At 69.6% G+C, this 15,394-nt stretch carries 15 protein-coding genes; 6 read left to right on the plus strand and 9 right to left on the minus strand.

Translation table 11 applies throughout. The annotated features are described in order from the left end of the window. Positions 1–7 precede the first annotated feature (7 nt). The 4 genes from E2F49_RS07645 (at position 8) to E2F49_RS07660 (ending at position 3,099) form a co-directional block, all read left to right on the plus strand. A complete protein-coding gene (locus tag E2F49_RS07645; RefSeq protein ID WP_133393250.1) occupies positions 8–301 on the plus strand; it encodes a hypothetical protein in 294 nt (97 codons plus the stop codon). Positions 302–367: 66 nt separating this feature from the next. Beyond that, entirely contained in the window at positions 368–1,093 is a 726-nt protein-coding gene (locus E2F49_RS07650; protein ID WP_133393251.1) for a fumarylacetoacetate hydrolase family protein, read from the plus strand. Positions 1,094–1,132: 39 nt separating this feature from the next. After that, positions 1,133–1,561 (plus strand): large-conductance mechanosensitive channel protein MscL, encoded by a 429-nt coding sequence (gene mscL / locus E2F49_RS07655; RefSeq protein ID WP_133393252.1) that lies wholly within the window; start codon positions 1,133–1,135, stop codon positions 1,559–1,561. 95 nt (positions 1,562–1,656) lie between these two features. Next, positions 1,657–3,099: a M28 family peptidase gene (locus E2F49_RS07660; protein WP_165971146.1), complete on the plus strand. Its 1,443-nt coding sequence runs from the start codon at positions 1,657–1,659 to the stop codon at positions 3,097–3,099. An 8-nt stretch (positions 3,100–3,107) separates the two neighbouring features. Here the strand turns inward: E2F49_RS07660 and E2F49_RS07665 are convergent, their stop codons facing one another. The 6 genes from E2F49_RS07665 to E2F49_RS07690 all read right to left on the minus strand — a co-directional run bounded on the left by E2F49_RS07665 (position 3,108) and on the right by E2F49_RS07690 (position 11,215). Next, entirely contained in the window at positions 3,108–3,917 is an 810-nt protein-coding gene (locus E2F49_RS07665; RefSeq protein WP_133393253.1) for a methyltransferase domain-containing protein, read from the minus strand. After that, entirely contained in the window at positions 3,914–4,813 is a 900-nt protein-coding gene (locus E2F49_RS07670) for a TrmH family RNA methyltransferase (protein ID WP_133393254.1), read from the minus strand. The genes E2F49_RS07665 and E2F49_RS07670 overlap by 4 nt, the downstream gene beginning before the upstream one ends. Before the next feature lies 1 nt (position 4,814). Continuing rightward, on the minus strand, positions 4,815–6,305 hold the full coding sequence (locus tag E2F49_RS07675; RefSeq protein ID WP_243713505.1) for an alanine/glycine:cation symporter family protein: 1,491 nt from the start codon (positions 6,303–6,305) through the stop codon (positions 4,815–4,817). A gap of 107 nt (positions 6,306–6,412) precedes the next feature. Beyond that, the gene (locus E2F49_RS07680; protein WP_133393256.1) at positions 6,413–6,970 is read right to left on the minus strand and encodes a GNAT family N-acetyltransferase; all 558 of its coding nucleotides are present in this window, start codon (positions 6,968–6,970) and stop codon (positions 6,413–6,415) included. Next, positions 6,963–10,100 carry an efflux RND transporter permease subunit gene (locus E2F49_RS07685; RefSeq protein WP_133393257.1) on the minus strand — a complete coding sequence of 1,046 codons (3,138 nt, stop codon included), beginning with the start codon at positions 10,098–10,100 and terminating at the stop codon, positions 6,963–6,965. Before E2F49_RS07685 ends, E2F49_RS07680 begins: the two co-directional genes overlap by 8 nt. Further along, positions 10,097–11,215 carry an efflux RND transporter periplasmic adaptor subunit gene (locus tag E2F49_RS07690; protein ID WP_243713506.1) on the minus strand — a complete coding sequence of 373 codons (1,119 nt, stop codon included), beginning with the start codon at positions 11,213–11,215 and terminating at the stop codon, positions 10,097–10,099. The genes E2F49_RS07685 and E2F49_RS07690 overlap by 4 nt, the downstream gene beginning before the upstream one ends. A gap of 174 nt (positions 11,216–11,389) precedes the next feature. Between E2F49_RS07690 and cysK the strand changes: the two genes are divergently transcribed. Next, positions 11,390–12,349, plus strand: coding sequence for a cysteine synthase A (cysK, locus tag E2F49_RS07695; protein ID WP_133393258.1), 960 nt, complete (start codon positions 11,390–11,392; stop codon positions 12,347–12,349). Between the two features lie 178 nt (positions 12,350–12,527). On the opposite strand, the gene E2F49_RS07700 is transcribed toward cysK, so the two are convergent. After that, the gene (locus E2F49_RS07700) at positions 12,528–13,010 is read right to left on the minus strand and encodes a hypothetical protein (protein ID WP_133393259.1); all 483 of its coding nucleotides are present in this window, start codon (positions 13,008–13,010) and stop codon (positions 12,528–12,530) included. A gap of 98 nt (positions 13,011–13,108) precedes the next feature. Here E2F49_RS07700 and E2F49_RS07705 point away from each other — a divergent pair, with 98 nt between their 5' ends. Further along, on the plus strand, positions 13,109–13,627 hold the full coding sequence (locus tag E2F49_RS07705; protein ID WP_133393260.1) for an O-acetyl-ADP-ribose deacetylase: 519 nt from the start codon (positions 13,109–13,111) through the stop codon (positions 13,625–13,627). 61 nt (positions 13,628–13,688) lie between these two features. On the opposite strand, the gene E2F49_RS07710 is transcribed toward E2F49_RS07705, so the two are convergent. Together E2F49_RS07710 and lepB are read right to left on the minus strand one after the other, a co-directional pair. Next, positions 13,689–14,693, minus strand: coding sequence for a class I fructose-bisphosphate aldolase (locus tag E2F49_RS07710; protein ID WP_133393261.1), 1,005 nt, complete (start codon positions 14,691–14,693; stop codon positions 13,689–13,691). A gap of 60 nt (positions 14,694–14,753) precedes the next feature. Beyond that, complete coding sequence (gene lepB / locus E2F49_RS07715; RefSeq protein WP_055249917.1) at positions 14,754–15,383, minus strand: signal peptidase I; 630 nt, start codon at positions 15,381–15,383, stop codon at positions 14,754–14,756. Positions 15,384–15,394 lie beyond the last annotated feature (11 nt).

The raw sequence follows: 15,394 nt of genomic DNA on the forward strand, positions 1-15,394 counted from the left end.
AGAGCTTATGTCCAACGCCTTTTTCCGCGATCTCCATGCCCGATTCGACGCCTCCGGCGTGCGCGCGATGTTCGCGCCGCGCAAGCCGCGTCACCCGCTGCTGCGCATTGCGCTCGGCCTGGTCGGCGTGGCGATGCTCGCGGTGCTGCTGGTCGCCGGTGTCTTCATCGGTGCGGCAATGATCATGTTCGGTCTGGCCCGGCGCCTGCTGGTGCGCCAGCCGGCAGCGCCGCGCGACGGCCGCATCGTCGATGCCGAATACCGCGTGGTCCGCAACCGCGACCACGCCGCCCTGCGCTGAGCTGTCGCCGGCCCGCGCGCCGCACGCATTCCACACTTCGATGGCGCGCCGCGCCGAGGACCCGCGATGACCGATCCCGCGCGCGATGTCGTGCCCGCTGCCGAACCCGTTCGCCTGAGCGTGCGCGGCGGCGGCCGTTTCCCGGTGCGCCGCATCTACTGCGTCGGCCGCAATTTCGCCGACCACGCGAAGGAAATGGGCGCACAGGCACCGGCCTCGAAGGCCGAGCGCGGCACGCCGGTGTTCTTCGCTAAGCCCGCCGACGCGCTGGTGACGGGCACCGACGTGCCCTACCCCAGCGCCACGCAGGACCTGCATCACGAGGTCGAACTGGTCGTCGCACTCGGCGCCGATGCACCGGCCGGCGTACTTGCGGTCGAGGATGCGCAGGCGCTGGTGTTCGGCTATTCGGTGGGTCTCGACCTCACCCGTCGCGACCTGCAGGCCGCGGCCAAGGCCAAGGGCCTGCCGTGGGACGTCGCCAAGGGATTCGACGCGTCCGCGCCGATCGGTGAACTGGTGCCGGCTGCGGACATCGGCGCACTCGCGCCGCGCACGCTGTCGCTCGAGGTCAATGGCGCGCAGCGCCAGGCGTCCACGCTCGATGCGCTGATCTGGGACGTGCCCGAGATCCTGCACGAACTGTCGAAGCTGTTCGCGCTGCGCGCAGGCGATCTGGTCTTCATGGGCACGCCTGCCGGTGTGGCCGCGCTGCAGCCCGGCGATCGCGGTGTCGCACGCCTCGACGACGTGCTGGAACTGCACTTCAGGATCACCCCGGCGTCGCTATAGTCGCCTGCGTTTTCCCGATCAAACACGCAGGAGTACTCGATGGGCATCCTTTCCGAATTCAAGGAATTCGCAGTCCGCGGCAACGTCATCGACCTCGCCGTCGGTGTCGTCATCGGCGCCTCGTTCGGCAAGATCGTCACCGCGCTGGTCGACCAGATCATCATGCCGCCGATCGGACTGCTGATCGGCAATGTCGACTTCACCGAACTTGCGATCACCCTGCGCGCCGCCACGGTCGATGCGGCCACCGGCGAAGAGATTCCCGCTGTCGCGATCGGCTACGGCGTTTTCATCAACACCATCATCCAGTTCACCATCGTCGCCTTCGCAATCTTCCTGGCGGTGAAATTCATCAACCGCCTGAAGCGCAAGCAGGCCGAGGCGCCGGAACCGGCCAAGCCGGCCGAGCCGAGCGAGGAAGTGAAGCTGCTGCGCGAGATCCGCGACTCGCTGCGCACGCAGCCCTGATACAGGGTTCCACGGACAATCCAGCCATCCGACGGGCCGCGCGCGACAATGCCGCGGCCCGTTTTTCATTGCCTCTTCCCGCCGGAGCCTTTCGCATGCGCATCCCGTCCTTCCGACCCCTCGCCGTCGCCCTGCTCTCGACCACACTGTTTGCGGCGATGCCGGCGTTCGCGCAGTCGCCGGACTCGGCGCCGCTCGCACAGGCCACGCTCGAGAAGGCCGCGCAGCTGCGCGAGCGCGCCGCGCAGGACGGCACGGCGTATGCACTGATCGAATCGCTGACCACCGAGGTGGGCCCGCGCCTGCCCGGCAGCGAGGCCGATGCGCGCGCCGTCGCGTGGGCGAAGGCGCGTTTCGAGTCGCTCGGCTACGACAAGGTCTGGACCGAGCCGGTGACGTTTCCGAAATGGGAGCGGCGCAGCGAGCACGCTGCGGTCGTCGGCGCGCATGCGCAGCCCCTGGTGATCACCGCGCTGGGCGGCAGCCCGGGCGGCGACGTCACCGCCGAGCTGGTGCGGTTCGACAGCATCGCAGCGCTGGAAGCCGCGGACCCGGCGATGCTGCGCGGCAAGCTCGCCTTCGTCGACGTGCCGATGGCGCGTTCGCGCGACGGCAGCGGCTACGGCGCCGCAGGTCCTGTACGCGGACGCGGCCCGTCGATCGCCGCGCGCAAGGGCGCTGCCGGCTATCTGATGCGGTCGATTGGTACCAGCCCGCACCGCGTCGCCAACACCGGCATCACCCGCTTCGATGCGGACGTCACGCCGATCCCGTCGGCGGCGCTCTCGCTGCCCGATGCCGACCAGCTCGCGCGGTTGCTGCGACTCGGCCCGGTGCAGGTGCACCTGGCGCTGGACGTCGGCTGGAACGGCGACTACACCTCGCAGAACGTCATCGCCGAACTCACCGGTCGCGAGGCGCCGGACGAGATCGTGCTGATCGCGGGACATCTCGATTCCTGGGACCTGGGCACCGGCGCCGTCGATGACGCATCCGGCGTCGGCATCACCATGGCCGCCGGCCATCTGATCGCGCAGCTGCCGCAGCGTCCGCGCCGCTCCGTGCGCGTGGTCGCCTTCGCGAACGAGGAGCAGGGCCTGCTCGGCGCGCGTGCCTATGCCGAGGCGCACGGTGGCGCGGACGTCATCGCGAGGCACGTGATCGGCGCGGAGAGCGACTTCGGCGCCGGCCGCATCTACGGCTTCAACACCAGCGCACCGGCCGGCCAGCGTGCGACCAGCGACGCGATCGCCGAGGTGCTGCGCCCGCTCGGCATCGACTACCTGACCGACAAGGGCGGCCCCGGCCCCGACATCTCGCCCCTGGCCGCGAAGGGCGGCGCCTGGGGATGGCTGGGCCAGGACGGCACCGATTACTTCGACCTGCACCACAACGCCAACGACACCCTCGACAAGGTCGATCCCGACGCGGTCGCGCAGAACACCGCCGCCTACGCCGTGTTCGCGTGGCTGGCCGCGGAATCCGAAGAGAGTTTCGGCAGCGCGCCGAAGACGGACGGCGACGCCGCAGAGCACTGAAGCCGGCGTCAGCGCTCCGCGACGATCACCCAGATGCCGTGCGGCACACCGCCGTCGGCGTCCTGGACCCGGTGCGCCGCGGCATCACGGAACCCGGCATTGCGCAGATCGCGCAATAGACTCCAGCCGAAGTGGTGGAAACAGGGCACGCCGCCGCCCAGCGGGTCGCCGTGGTACTCGGGTTCGCCGAAAAACACGATGCGCCCATCGGACGACAGCTCCGCGACACGGCGGCTCTCCTCTGCATCCTCGTAGAACGGCACGGTTCCGACGAAAACACCCCCGGGCGAAATGACCCGCGCGAGTTCGACGAACGCGCGCGACGCATCGGGCACGTGTTCCAGCACATCGAGGCTGACCAACGCGTCCAAAGTGCCGGTCCCGAAACCGAGCGCGGTGACGTCTTCATGCCGCACGAGCTCCGGAACGCCTTGGCGCAGCAGCCAGAGCGACAACCGCAGGCGCTTGGCGACGCTGACGACGAACTCGGAACCGCTCATGCGCGGAAAGATGGCGCGAAGTGCGAGATACAGACGACTCGCGTGCTCGGTGAGGTGGATGCGCGCTTGCGGCTGTCCGCCCATCCGTTGTTTCAGCACGCCGCCGACGGCGCGCTGCCGTGCATTGCAACCGCACGCCAGACACGCGAGACCCTCGCGCGCATCCGCATGATCGATCGCAGCGCTGAATCCTGCCGATGCACCGCAGAGACCGCAAACTCCTGGGAGCGGTTGACCGTCGATCGACAGGGCGACGTCGGCGGCCCGCGACGTCGCTGCGGCATCACACCATGACGCGTGATCCCGGCAGACCGTCATGCCCGGTGTTGCTGCCGCCACTGCGCCAGCAGCACCGCGGTCGCCGAGGCGACGTTGAGGCTTTCGACCGCGCTGCTGCCGGGAATGCGCAGCTGCGTGTCGCAGGTCGCGGCGAGCGCATCGTCCATGCCTTCGCCTTCGGCACCGAGCACGTAGACCAGACGCTGCGGCAGGCGCGTGGCAAACAGGTCCTCGCCGCCGCGCACGACCGTGGCGGCCAGTTGGAAACCGGCGCTGCGCAACTGCGCGAGCGCGTTGTCCTCGCGACCCATGCGTACGAAACGCACGGCCTCCGCGCCGCCTTCGGCGACACGCGCCGCAGCGCCCGACAGTGCCAGCGAGGCGTCCTTGGGCAGCAGCACCGCACCGATGGCGAAATGCGCGGCCGAGCGCAGGATCGCGCCGAGGTTGTGCGGATTGCCCACCCCGTCGAGCCATAGCGCGCATGCCGGGCCTTCCGGCAGCGCGGTCAGCCATTCGCCGAGCGACAACGGCGTCTCGCGCAGCACGTCGGCGACGATGCCTTCGTGGTGCGTGCTGGCGGCAAGCTTGCGCAGATCGTCCTCGCCGACCACGCGATAGCCCACGCGGTTGGACGCGCACCACTTGAGCAGGGGCTGGACCTGCGGAATGCGCGCTTCGAGCAGATACAGCTTGCGGATCGCCTCGGGCCGGCGCGCGAACACCGCCTCGATCGCGTTGCGTCCGTACAGCCGAAGTTCGCGTCGGTCCTCGCCCGGTTCCTCCGCCGACGCCGCGGCGGGGGCCGCGCGTGGCGAGGGCGCGGCCGGCGCCATCGTGCGCCCGCGACCGCCCCAGGGGCTGTCGCGACCCGGCGCAGGCGCCGGTGTGCGGGGCGTATCGCGGCCGCTACCGGACCAGGGGGACTTCGTCATGTCAGGGAGCCTTGCGCCAGAAATCGGCATTGCGGATCCCGAGCCTGTCGGGATCGAACGTGGGGTCGAGACCTTGTTTCTTCTGCTGCTCGTAGTCGCGCAGCGCCTGCAGCGCCGGCTTCTGCAGGATCAGGATCGCGACGATGTTGAGCCAGGCCATCACACCCACGCCGATGTCGCCGAGCATCCAGGCCATCTCGGCGCTGCGGACCGCGCCGAAGATCACCATGCCGGTGATCGCCAGGCGCAGCAGCAGCGTGCGGCCCGGTCGGGACACGTGGTTGTTGAGATAGGTCAGGTTGGTCTCGGCCATGTAGTAGTAGGCGAGCATCGTGGTGAACGCGAAGAAGAACAGCGCGACCGCGAGGAAGCCCGCGCCCCAGCCCGGCAGGATCGAGTCAATGCCCGCCTGCGCGAAGCCGGCGCCGGCCTGCACGCCCGGCAGCGCCTCGTGCAGCATGCCCCCGGCGGGGTTGACCACGTTGTACATGCCCGTCGCCAGCACCAGGAACGCGGTCGAGGTGCAGATCAGCATGGTGTCGAAGTAGATCGCCCAGGCCTGCACGTAGCCCTGCTTGGCCGGATGCGACACCTCGGCGGCCGCGGCCGCGTGCGGGCCGGTGCCCTGGCCGGCCTCGTTGGCATAGATGCCGCGCTTGACGCCCCACTCCACCGCCAGGCCCAGCATCGCGCCGAACGCCGCATGCGCGCCGAACGCGCTTTCGAAGATGATGCGGAACATCGTCGGCAGGAAGTCGATGTTGGCGACCATCACGACGACGGCGGTCAGGATGTAGGCGATCGCCATGAACGGGACCACGGTCTCGGCGAAGCGCGCGATGCGCTTGACGCCGCCGAAGATCACCACCGCCAGCATCGCCGCGACGGTGACGCCGATGCCGGCCTTGAGCGCCGTTGCAGCCGGCATGCCCAGAATTTCGCCCGACAGATCACCGCAGACCGAACCGCCGCGGCAGGCGTTGACGATGCTGTCGGCGATCGCATTGGCCTGCACGCCCGGCATCAGCAGGCCGGCGGCGATCAGCGTCGCGAACGCAAACGCCAGCGCGTACCACTTCAGACCCATGGCCTTTTCGATGTAGTACGCCGGGCCGCCGCGGTAGCGCCCTTCGGCGTCCTTTTCCTTGTAGATCTGCGCCAGCGTGCACTCGACGAACGAGGTCGAGGCACCGAGGAAACCCATCACCCACATCCAGAACACCGCGCCGGGGCCGCCGAAGGCGATCGCGGTGGCGACGCCGGCGATGTTGCCGATGCCGATGCGCCCGGCCATCGACATGGCCAGCGCCTGGAACGAGGACACGCCGGCGTTCGAACTCTTGCCGCTGAAGGTCAGCCGGGTCATCTCGACGAAACCGCGGACCTGCATGAAGCGGGTGCGGAACGAGAACCACAAGCCGGCGCCCAGGCACAGCGCGATCAGCGCCTTGCTCCAGATCAGTCCGTTCAATGCACTGAGTACGGTATCCACGTGTCCTCTGCTCCCCGATCGGTGGCTGCGGCCCCCGCCGCGAAGGCGACACGATACCTGCATTCCTCCGGGCGCGTGACGCGATGACACGTGCGATGCGGCGTCGATCAGTGGGCAGCGGTGTCCCGCAGCAATCCGAACACGCGCAGGTCGTGCAGCCCGTCGGGCTTGCGGATCGCGGCACGCAGCCGCCCTTCCTCGGCGAAGCCATTGGCCAGCAGCACGCGGGCCAAGGCCGGGTTGATGTCGAGCACGTTGGCCTGCAATCGCGACAGGCCCAGCGCGTCCATGACCCACGGCACGTACAGCGCGACGGCGCGACGCATCACGCCGCGGTTCCAGTGCGCCCGGCCCAGCCAGTAGCCGAGTTCGGCCGCATGCGCGCGCTCGCCGCTGCCCGGTGCGCGGATGCCGATGCTGCCGCAGGCCTCGCCGTCGATCTCGATCGCCAGCACCGGCTGCGATAGGTCCACGACCGTGCCGTCCAGGAAGGCCTCGCCGTCCGCGCGCGTGTAGGGATGCGGGAAGCGCTCGCTGAGTCCGCGGACGATCGCGGCATCGTCGGCATGCCGCAGCAGAGCGCCGAGATCTGCGGTGCGCCAGCGGCGGAGCACGAAGCCCGCGCCGTCCAGACGCACCGCGTCCCAGCGCGTGGCGTCAGGCATGGCCGCCGACGACCGGCGTCTCCGCCTCCAGGCGCTCGAGCTCCTGCGCCAGCGCTTCGGGCGAGCGGGTGAACGGGGCCAGCAGGGCGTAGAACGCCGGCACCACGAACAGCGACAGCAGCGTGGAGAACGTGACGCCGAAGATGATCACCACGCCGATCGTGGCGCGGCTGGCCGAGCCCGGACCGCCGGCCACGACCAGCGGAATCGCGCCGACCACGGTCGCGGCCGCGGTCATCAGGATCGGGCGCAGACGCACGGCCGAGGCCTCGGCGATCGCCTCGCGCACGCTCCGGCCGTCGTCGCGAAGCTGGTTGGCGAACTCGACGATCAGGATGCCGTTCTTCGCCGCCAGGCCGATCAGCATCACGATGCCGATCTGGCTGAAGAGATTCAGCGTGCCCCCCGTCGCCCACAGGCCGAGCAGCGCGCCGAGCACCGCCAGCGGCACGGTCAGCATGATCGACAGCGGATGCACGAAGCTCTCGAACTGCGCCGCGAGCACGAGGTAGACGATCAGCAGCGCCATCGCGAAGGTCAGCACCACCGCACCGCCCGCTTCCTGGAACTCGCGGCTCTCGCCCTTCCAGTCGAGCTGGGCGTAGTGCGGCAATTCCTCGGCGGCGACCTGGCGGGTCCACTCGAGCGCCTCGCTCATCGTGTACCCCTCGGACAGGCCGGCCGAGATCGTGATCGCGCGCAGGCGGTTGAAGCGGTTGAAGCTCGCCGGCTCGGCCACTTCGCTGAGCGTGACCAGATTCGACAGCGGAATCAGCGCATCGTCGCGACCACGCACGTAGGTGCCCGCGAGATCGGCGGGGGACATGCGCGCGCCGCGGTCGGCCTGCAGCAGCACGTCGTATTCCTCGCCGCTGTCGACGAAGGTCGTGACCTGGCGCGAGCCCATCATGGTCTCGAGCGTGCGACCGATCTCCTGCACGGACACGCCCAGATCGGCGGCGCGCGTGCGGTCGATGTCCACCCGCATCTGCGGACGCGTTTCCTTGTAGTCCGAGTCGGGATCCTGGATGCCGGGGTTGTCGCGCATGCGCGCGAGCATGCGGTCGCGCCACTGCGCGATCTCGGCGTAGTCCGGGCCACCGAGCACGAGCTGGTAACGCTGGCCGCGGCTGCTGATCAGGCCGCCGGGGACGTTCGCGCGCACCTGCACGCCCGGCAGTTCGGCGAAATCCGCGCGCAGCATGTCGACGATCTCGGGCGTGCTGACGCTGCGCTCGCGCCAGTCCTGCAGGAACACGATGACCTGTCCGTTGTGCATGTCCTGGGCGCCGCCCCAGCCACGCGGCACGCGCGAATTCGCGCGTTCGATCGGCTGGTTCTCGCCCAGGTACTTGTTGAAGATCGCCTCGACCTGCTGCATCTGGCCGACGGTGTAGTCGAAGCCGGCACCTTCGGGGCCGTCGACGCCGACGAAGAAGCGACCGCGATCCTCGGCCGGCGACAGTTCACCGGGCACGCGCCAGAACAGCAGCACCGCGGCCAGCAGGCAGCCGCCGATCGCCAGCGCCAGCAGCAGCACCAGCCGCATCGGCGTCAGCGCGACCAGACGATCGACGCGGCGGCCGTAGCCGCTGCTCACCGTGTCGAGCTTGCGGGTGACCCAGGCATTGAAGCCGGTCTTCTTCTGGCCGTGCGGCCGCACGAGCTTGGAGCACATCATCGGCGTCAGCGTCAGTGCGATGAACGCCGACAGCGCGACCGCACCGGCGAGCGTGACCGACAGTTCGCGGAACAGCCGGCCCGAATTGCCCTCCATGAAACCGACCGGCAGGAACACCGCGACCAGCACCGCCGTGGTCGCGATGACCGCGAATGCCACCTGCGCGGTGCCGCGCCGCGCGGCCACCAGCGGCGGCTCGCCCGCATCGGCGCGGCGCTGCACGTTCTCCAGCACGATGATCGCGTCGTCTACGACCAGACCGATGCACAGCACCAGCGCCAGCAGGGTCAGCAGGTTGATCGAGAAGCCGAACGCGTACAGCGCGACGAACGCCGCGATCAGACAGACCGGCGCGGTCACGGCCGGGATGATCGCCGCGCGCAGGCTGCCCAGGAACAGCCAGATCACCACGAACACCAGGCCCATGGCCTCGAACAGCGTCCAGTACACGCGCGTGATCGCCGACTCGATGAACATCGTGTTGTCGGCGGCGACGAAGATCTCCGTGCCTTCGGGCAGCGTCTCCTGGATGCGTTCGGCCTCGGCACGCGCCGCGCGGGCGACGTCGAGCGCGTTCGCGGTCGAGGTGCGCACGATGCCCAGGCCCACGTTGGGCACCGAGTTGCTGCGCATGTAGGAGCGGCGCTCGTCGGGCCCCAGTTCGACCCGCGCGATGTCGCCCACGCGCACCACGTAACCGTCGTCGCCACGCCGTACCGGCATCTGAGCGAACTGGCCCGGCTCGCGATAGCCGCGCTCCACGCGCAGGGTGAAGTCGCGTGTTTCCGACTCGATGCTGCCGGCCGGCAGCTCCACGTTCTCGGTGCGCAGCGCGTTCTCGACGTCGGCCGCGGTCACGCCGCGTGCGGTCATCGCCTCGCGGTCGAGCCAGATGCGCATCGAATAGCGCTGGCCGCCGCTGAGCTGCACGCGCGCCACGCCGTCGAGCGACGACAGCCGGTCGAGGATGTAGCGGTCGGTGTAGTCGGTGAGCTCGAGCGTGCCCATCGTGCTCGAGCGCAGGTTGAGCCAGAGGATCGCGTCGGCGTCGGCCTCGACCTTGGAGATTTCCGGCGGGTCGGCTTCCTGCGGCATGCGGTCGGCGACGCGGCTGATCGCGTCGCGCACGTCGTTGGCCGCCGCCTCGATGTCACGCGTGAGGTTGAACTCGATGGTCACGTCGGCGCGCCCGTTGCGGCTGCGCGATTCGATCGTGCGGATGCCCTCGATGCCGGCCAGCGCATCCTCGAGGATCTGGGTGATGCGGGTCTCGACCACGGCGGCCGACGCACCCGGGTAGCTCACGTCCACCGAGACGATCGGCGGGTCGATGTTGGGCATCTCGCGCAGGGTCAGGCGACTGAACGCCATCAGGCCCAGCACCACCAGCAACAGGCTGATCACGACGGCGAAGACCGGCCGCCGGATCGCGATGTCCGACATCTTCATTGCGCGGCCCCGGCAGCCCCGGCCTCATCGGCGGGCGGCGTCTTGGCCTCCTGCACGGACCCTTCGGTGATGGTCATGCCCGGGCGCAGCTTGCCGGTGCCGTCGACGACGATGCGCGTGCCGGCCTCCAGTCCCTCCACCACTTCGACCAGACCCTGCTCGCGCACGCCGACCGTCACCGGCACCTGCTCGACGGTGTCGTCGTCCTTGACGCGGAACACGAAGGTGTCGCGCCCGACCTGGATCACCGCGATCTCGGGCAGCATCAGCGCTTCGCGCGCCGCCTGCTGCAGCCGCACTTCGACCAGCATGCCGGGGCGCAGCAGGCGCTCGGCATTCTCGAAGCCGGCGCGGACCATCACCGCGCGGGTATTGGGATCGATGCGCGCATCGATGGTCTGCACCGTGCCCTCGAAGCGCGTGCCGCGGCGCGCCGCCACCTGACCGATGACGGTCTGGCCGGGGGCCACGCGGGCGAGCAGCGTCTCGGGCACCGGGAAGTCCACGTAGACCGAGCGGATGTCGTCGAGCGTGGCGATCGGCGTGCCCGGCGTGACCAGCGCACCGGGACTGACCTGGCGGATGCCGAGCACGCCGGCGAACGGCGCACGCACGGTGCGATCGCCGATGTTGGCGCGCATTTCGGCGACGGTGGCCCGCGCCGCGTCGCGCTCTGCGCGCAAAGTGTCGACCGAGGCGCGCGCGATCAGCTGGCTTTCCACCAGTTCGGCGCCGCGGCGGTACTGGCTGTCGGCATCGATGGCGGCGGCCTCGGCCGCCTGCAGCGTGGCCTGCTGCTGGTTGCCGCTCAGCGTGACCAGCGCCGACCCGGCCGTGACTTCGTCGCCGCTTTCAAAGTGCACGCGCTGCACGATCTCGCTGACCTTCGCGGTCACGGTGATCGACTCGCGCGCATTCACGGTACCCAGTGCAGTGACGCTGTCGTTCCACTGGCGCGGCTGCACGACGGTGGTCGTGACCGGCACCGGTGCGCCGGCGCCGGCCGGGCCACGCCCGGGCGCTTCTCCGCCGCCACCGCAGGCGGTCAACACGAGCGAGACGGCGATGCCGAAGGCCCACAGCGCGGCGGGACGGACGGAGACATGCTGGGACAAGGGAGGCCTGCGGAGACGGAAAAACCGCCCGATCTTACCCGCTGGTCCGTGACGTTCACTGTGCCATCGGATGGGGATGAAAAAACAGCGTTCCACGTCAACCGCTGGCCGCGTCACGCGTTGTGGCCCAGTCTGACCTCACCGCGCCCGGCGCACGCGAACGAGGCACCCCACATGGCCCTGTACGACAGCATTCTCGACACGATCGGCCACACCCCGATCGTCCGCCTGCACCGCATCGCCCCGCCGAACGTCGAACTTTACGCGAAGGTGGAATCGTTCAATCCCGGCGGATCGGTCAAGGACCGCCTCGCGCTGGCGATCATTCTCGACGCCGAACGCCGCGGCGCGCTCAAGCCCGGCGATACCGTCGTCGAAGCCACGTCCGGCAATACCGGTGTCGCGCTGGCGATGGTCTGCGCGGCGCGCGGCTACAAGTTCGTCGCGACGATGGTCGAGACCTTCTCGATCGAACGCCGCAAGCTGATGCGCGCCTACGGCGCCAAGGTCATTCTCACGCCCGCCGCCGAGCGCGGCAGCGGCATGGTCCGCCGGGCGAAAGAACTGGCCGAGCAGCACGGCTGGTTCTGGGCCAGCCAGTTCGAGAATCCCGCCAATCCCGCGTATCACCGGCAGACGACGGCGGCCGAGATCCTGCGTGATTTCGCCGGACGCAGGCTCGACCATTTCGTCACCGGCTGGGGCACCGGCGGCACGCTGACCGGCGTGGGCGAAGTGCTGCGGGTCGCGAGGCCCGAAGTGGAAATCGTGACCTGCGAACCGGCAGGCGCTGCGCTGCTGCAGGGCAAGGACTGGACGCCGCACAAGGTGCAGGGCTGGACGCCCGATTTCGTGCCGGGCGTGCTCAATCGCGACGTCGCCCATCGGGTCCTGTCGATCGACGATGCCGCGTCCATCGACACCGCACGCCGCCTCGCGGCCGAGGAAGGCATCTTCGTCGGCATCTCGGCCGGCGGCACGCTGGCGGCCGCGCTCGAGGTCGCCAGGACCGCCGCCGATGGCGCGGTGATCCTGACGATGCTGCCCGATACCGGTGAGCGCTATTTCTCGACGCCGCTGTTCGCCGACGTCAATGAAGGCTCGGACGACGACTGGCTGGCCGGCCTGCCCTGAGACGTGCGTCGTCAACGGATCCGCGTATGCGCGCGCGGATCCGCCGCACGTCCTGGTGGGAGCGCGCTCGCGCGCGATGTTTCGAACCGGTGCCGCAGGTCGGCAATCGTGCGCAAGCGCGTACCCACGGTGAGCACCTCGCCCGATCGCAGCGTTTCTTCGATCCGCCGATCCGGAATCAGCCGAGCCAGATCGCCAGGCCGCCGCCGATCACGACCAGCGCGAGCACCCAACCCAGCCAGCCGTAGCGCCCGCTGTCGCCCTGCACCACCGTCTCCTGCCGCGCCTCGCGCAGCAACGGTGAGCAATGCTTGGCGACCTCGCGCTGCGCGTCCTCCTCACTCAGACCCGGCTTGATGTCGCGCAGACGCTTCGCCGCGTCGCGGGTATTGCCGGTCGCAACCTTCGCGGCCACTTCGCTCGGCAGCGTCCCGCTGGCCTGCGGCGCGGCGCCGCCGCGGGGCTGGAACGGATCGTCGGCATCCAGCGCGTCGGACGGGTTCTCGGCCAGGCGTTGGGCGGCGTCGCGCGCATCCGACAGCAACAGGCCCGTGTTGGCATCGCGCAGATGCTTGATCGCCTCGATGACGCTGCCGCGGCGCAGCGCGTCGTGGACTTCGAGTGGCACGTGCAGACGTGTGGCGCGGGACACGGCGCTCATCCGATGACCTCGTTCGACGGAACCTGCAGCCAGCCTAGCGGAGGGTGCGCGATGACCGGCTCACCGCGCGTCCACGCGCGCCGCACGAGGCTATCGACATGTCACATCTCCATGCGCGCCAGGCCGACATCACGCGCAGCGACGCCGATGCCATCGTCAACGCGGCGAACGAGACGCTGCTCGGCGGTGGCGGCGTCGATGGCGCGATCCATCGCGCCGCAGGTCCCGCGTTGCTGGACGCATGCCGCGCGTTGCCAGAGGTCCGCGCCGGGGTCCGCTGCCCGACCGGCGAAGCGCGGATCACACCCGGCTTCGCCCTGCCGGCGCGCTACGTGATCCATACCGTGGGTCCGGTCTGGCGGGGCGGCGACGCGGGCGAGGCCGATGCGCTGCGCGCCTGCTACCGCAACAGCCTCGCGCTGGCAGCGCAGCACGAACTGCGTTCGGTCGCGTTCCCGGCCATCAGCTGCGGCGTGTTCGGTTATCCGCCGGACCAGGCGGTGACCATCGCGGTGGCCGAGGTGCGCGCGTGGACAGCGATGTCACCGATCGACGTGGCCTTCTGCTGCCACGACGCGGCGATGCTGGCGCGCTACGAACAGGCGCTCTCCCGCTGATCCCCCGAACGCGCAACGCCTGCACGAGGCCGGCGTTGCGGACTGCGAGCGATGCGCCGGATCAGCCTTCGAACTTGCCCTGCGCCGCCAGACCGTTGTCGCGGGCGCGGGCATAGACCGTGTCCTGCGCCTTGCGCACGTTGCCGGTGAGATCCTGCGACCACAGCTTCAGCGCGGCCTGCTGCATGGCGCGGCCATAGGAGAACGACAGCGGCCAGGGGTTCGGGCCAAGACGGTTCATCGCATCGAGGTGCGCGGTGGCCAGCTCGTCGGACTGGCCGCCCGACAGGAACACGATGCCCGGCAGGATCGCCGGCACCGACGACTTGAGGCACATCAGCGTGGCCTCTGCGACTTCCTCGACTTCGGCCTCCTCGTCGCTGTCGATACCCGGCAGCACCATCGAGGCCTTGAGGATCGTGCCCTCGAGCATGACGTTCTGGCTGTAGAGCGCGTCGAACACGCCACGCAGCACGACCTCGGTCACCTCATAGGCGGTTTGGATGTCGTGGTCGCCGTCGAGCAGCACTTCCGGCTCGACCATCGGCACCAGGCCCTGCTCCTGACACAGCGCGGCATAGCGCGCGAGCGCGTGCGCATTGACGTCGATGCAGGTGCCCGACGGCATGTCCTCGCCGATGCGGATCACCGCGCGCCACTTGGCGAAACGCGCGCCGAGCTTGTAGTACTCCTCCAGGCGCGCGCGCAGGCCGTCGAGGCCTTCGGTCACCAGTTCGCCGGGGAAGCCCGCGAGTGCGTGCGTGCCCTTGTCGACCTTGATGCCCGGAATGATCCCGTTCTGCGTGAGGTACTTCGCGAACGGCACGCCGGCCTTCGTCGACTGGCGCAGGGTCTCGTCGAACAGGATCGCGCCGCTGATGTGCTCCGAGAGCCTGGGCGTGGTCAGCAACAGCTCGCGGTAGGCGCGGCGGTTCTCTTCGTTGTTCGGAATGCCGACCTGCTCGAAGCGCTTGCCGATCGTGGCGGTCGACTCGTCGATCGCGATGATGCCCTTGCCCTTGGCGACCATGGCCTGGGCGGTTTCGGCAAGCTGTTCGATGCTCATGGGCGGTGCGTCCGACTGCGGAATAAGGCCGCCGATTATAAGCCGCCGCGCCCCTCGCCCTCAGAGCCGGCGCCAGCCGAAGCCCTCGCCACTGCGCCAGAACACGCCCCGCGCCTGTCCGTAGATCGACGCTGCGGGCACGAAACCGAAATAGCGGCCGTCGATGCTGGCGCCGCGGTGATCGCCCAGCACCAGCACCTGCCCCTCGGGCACGACCACGCCGTCGAGATCAGGCCCGCCGCCGGCGTCGAGGTTCAGCATGACCTCGACATCGCCGAAGTCTTCCGGCGCGCCGGGCCGGTCGGCCAGCGGCTGCCCGTTGACCGACAGGTGGCCGTCGACGAGATCGACCCGGTCGCCGGCGACCGCAACGACACGCTTGATCAGGCGCACGCCGTCCGACGGCGAGCGGAACACCACGACATCGCCGGCGACGGGCGCATCGCCGGGCCACAGCGTCCATGCGGTGAACGGCACGCGCAGTCCATAGGCCCGCATGTCGACGACGACGCGATCGCCGGGCACCAGCGTCGGCTCCATCGAACCGCTGGGCACGTGGTAATGGTTGGCCAGCGACGAGCGCGCGACCAGCAGCAGACCGAGCAGCAAGACCAGCGGCAGGCCTTCGCGGCGCAGCCAGCCGCGCAGACGCGCGCCACGCGGTCCGACGCGCCAGGGCGAGGGCGGCATGGATTGCGGTG

The sequence above is a fragment of the Luteimonas terrae genome, from assembly GCF_004358165.1.
Classification (GTDB): domain Bacteria; phylum Pseudomonadota; class Gammaproteobacteria; order Xanthomonadales; family Xanthomonadaceae; genus Luteimonas; species Luteimonas terrae.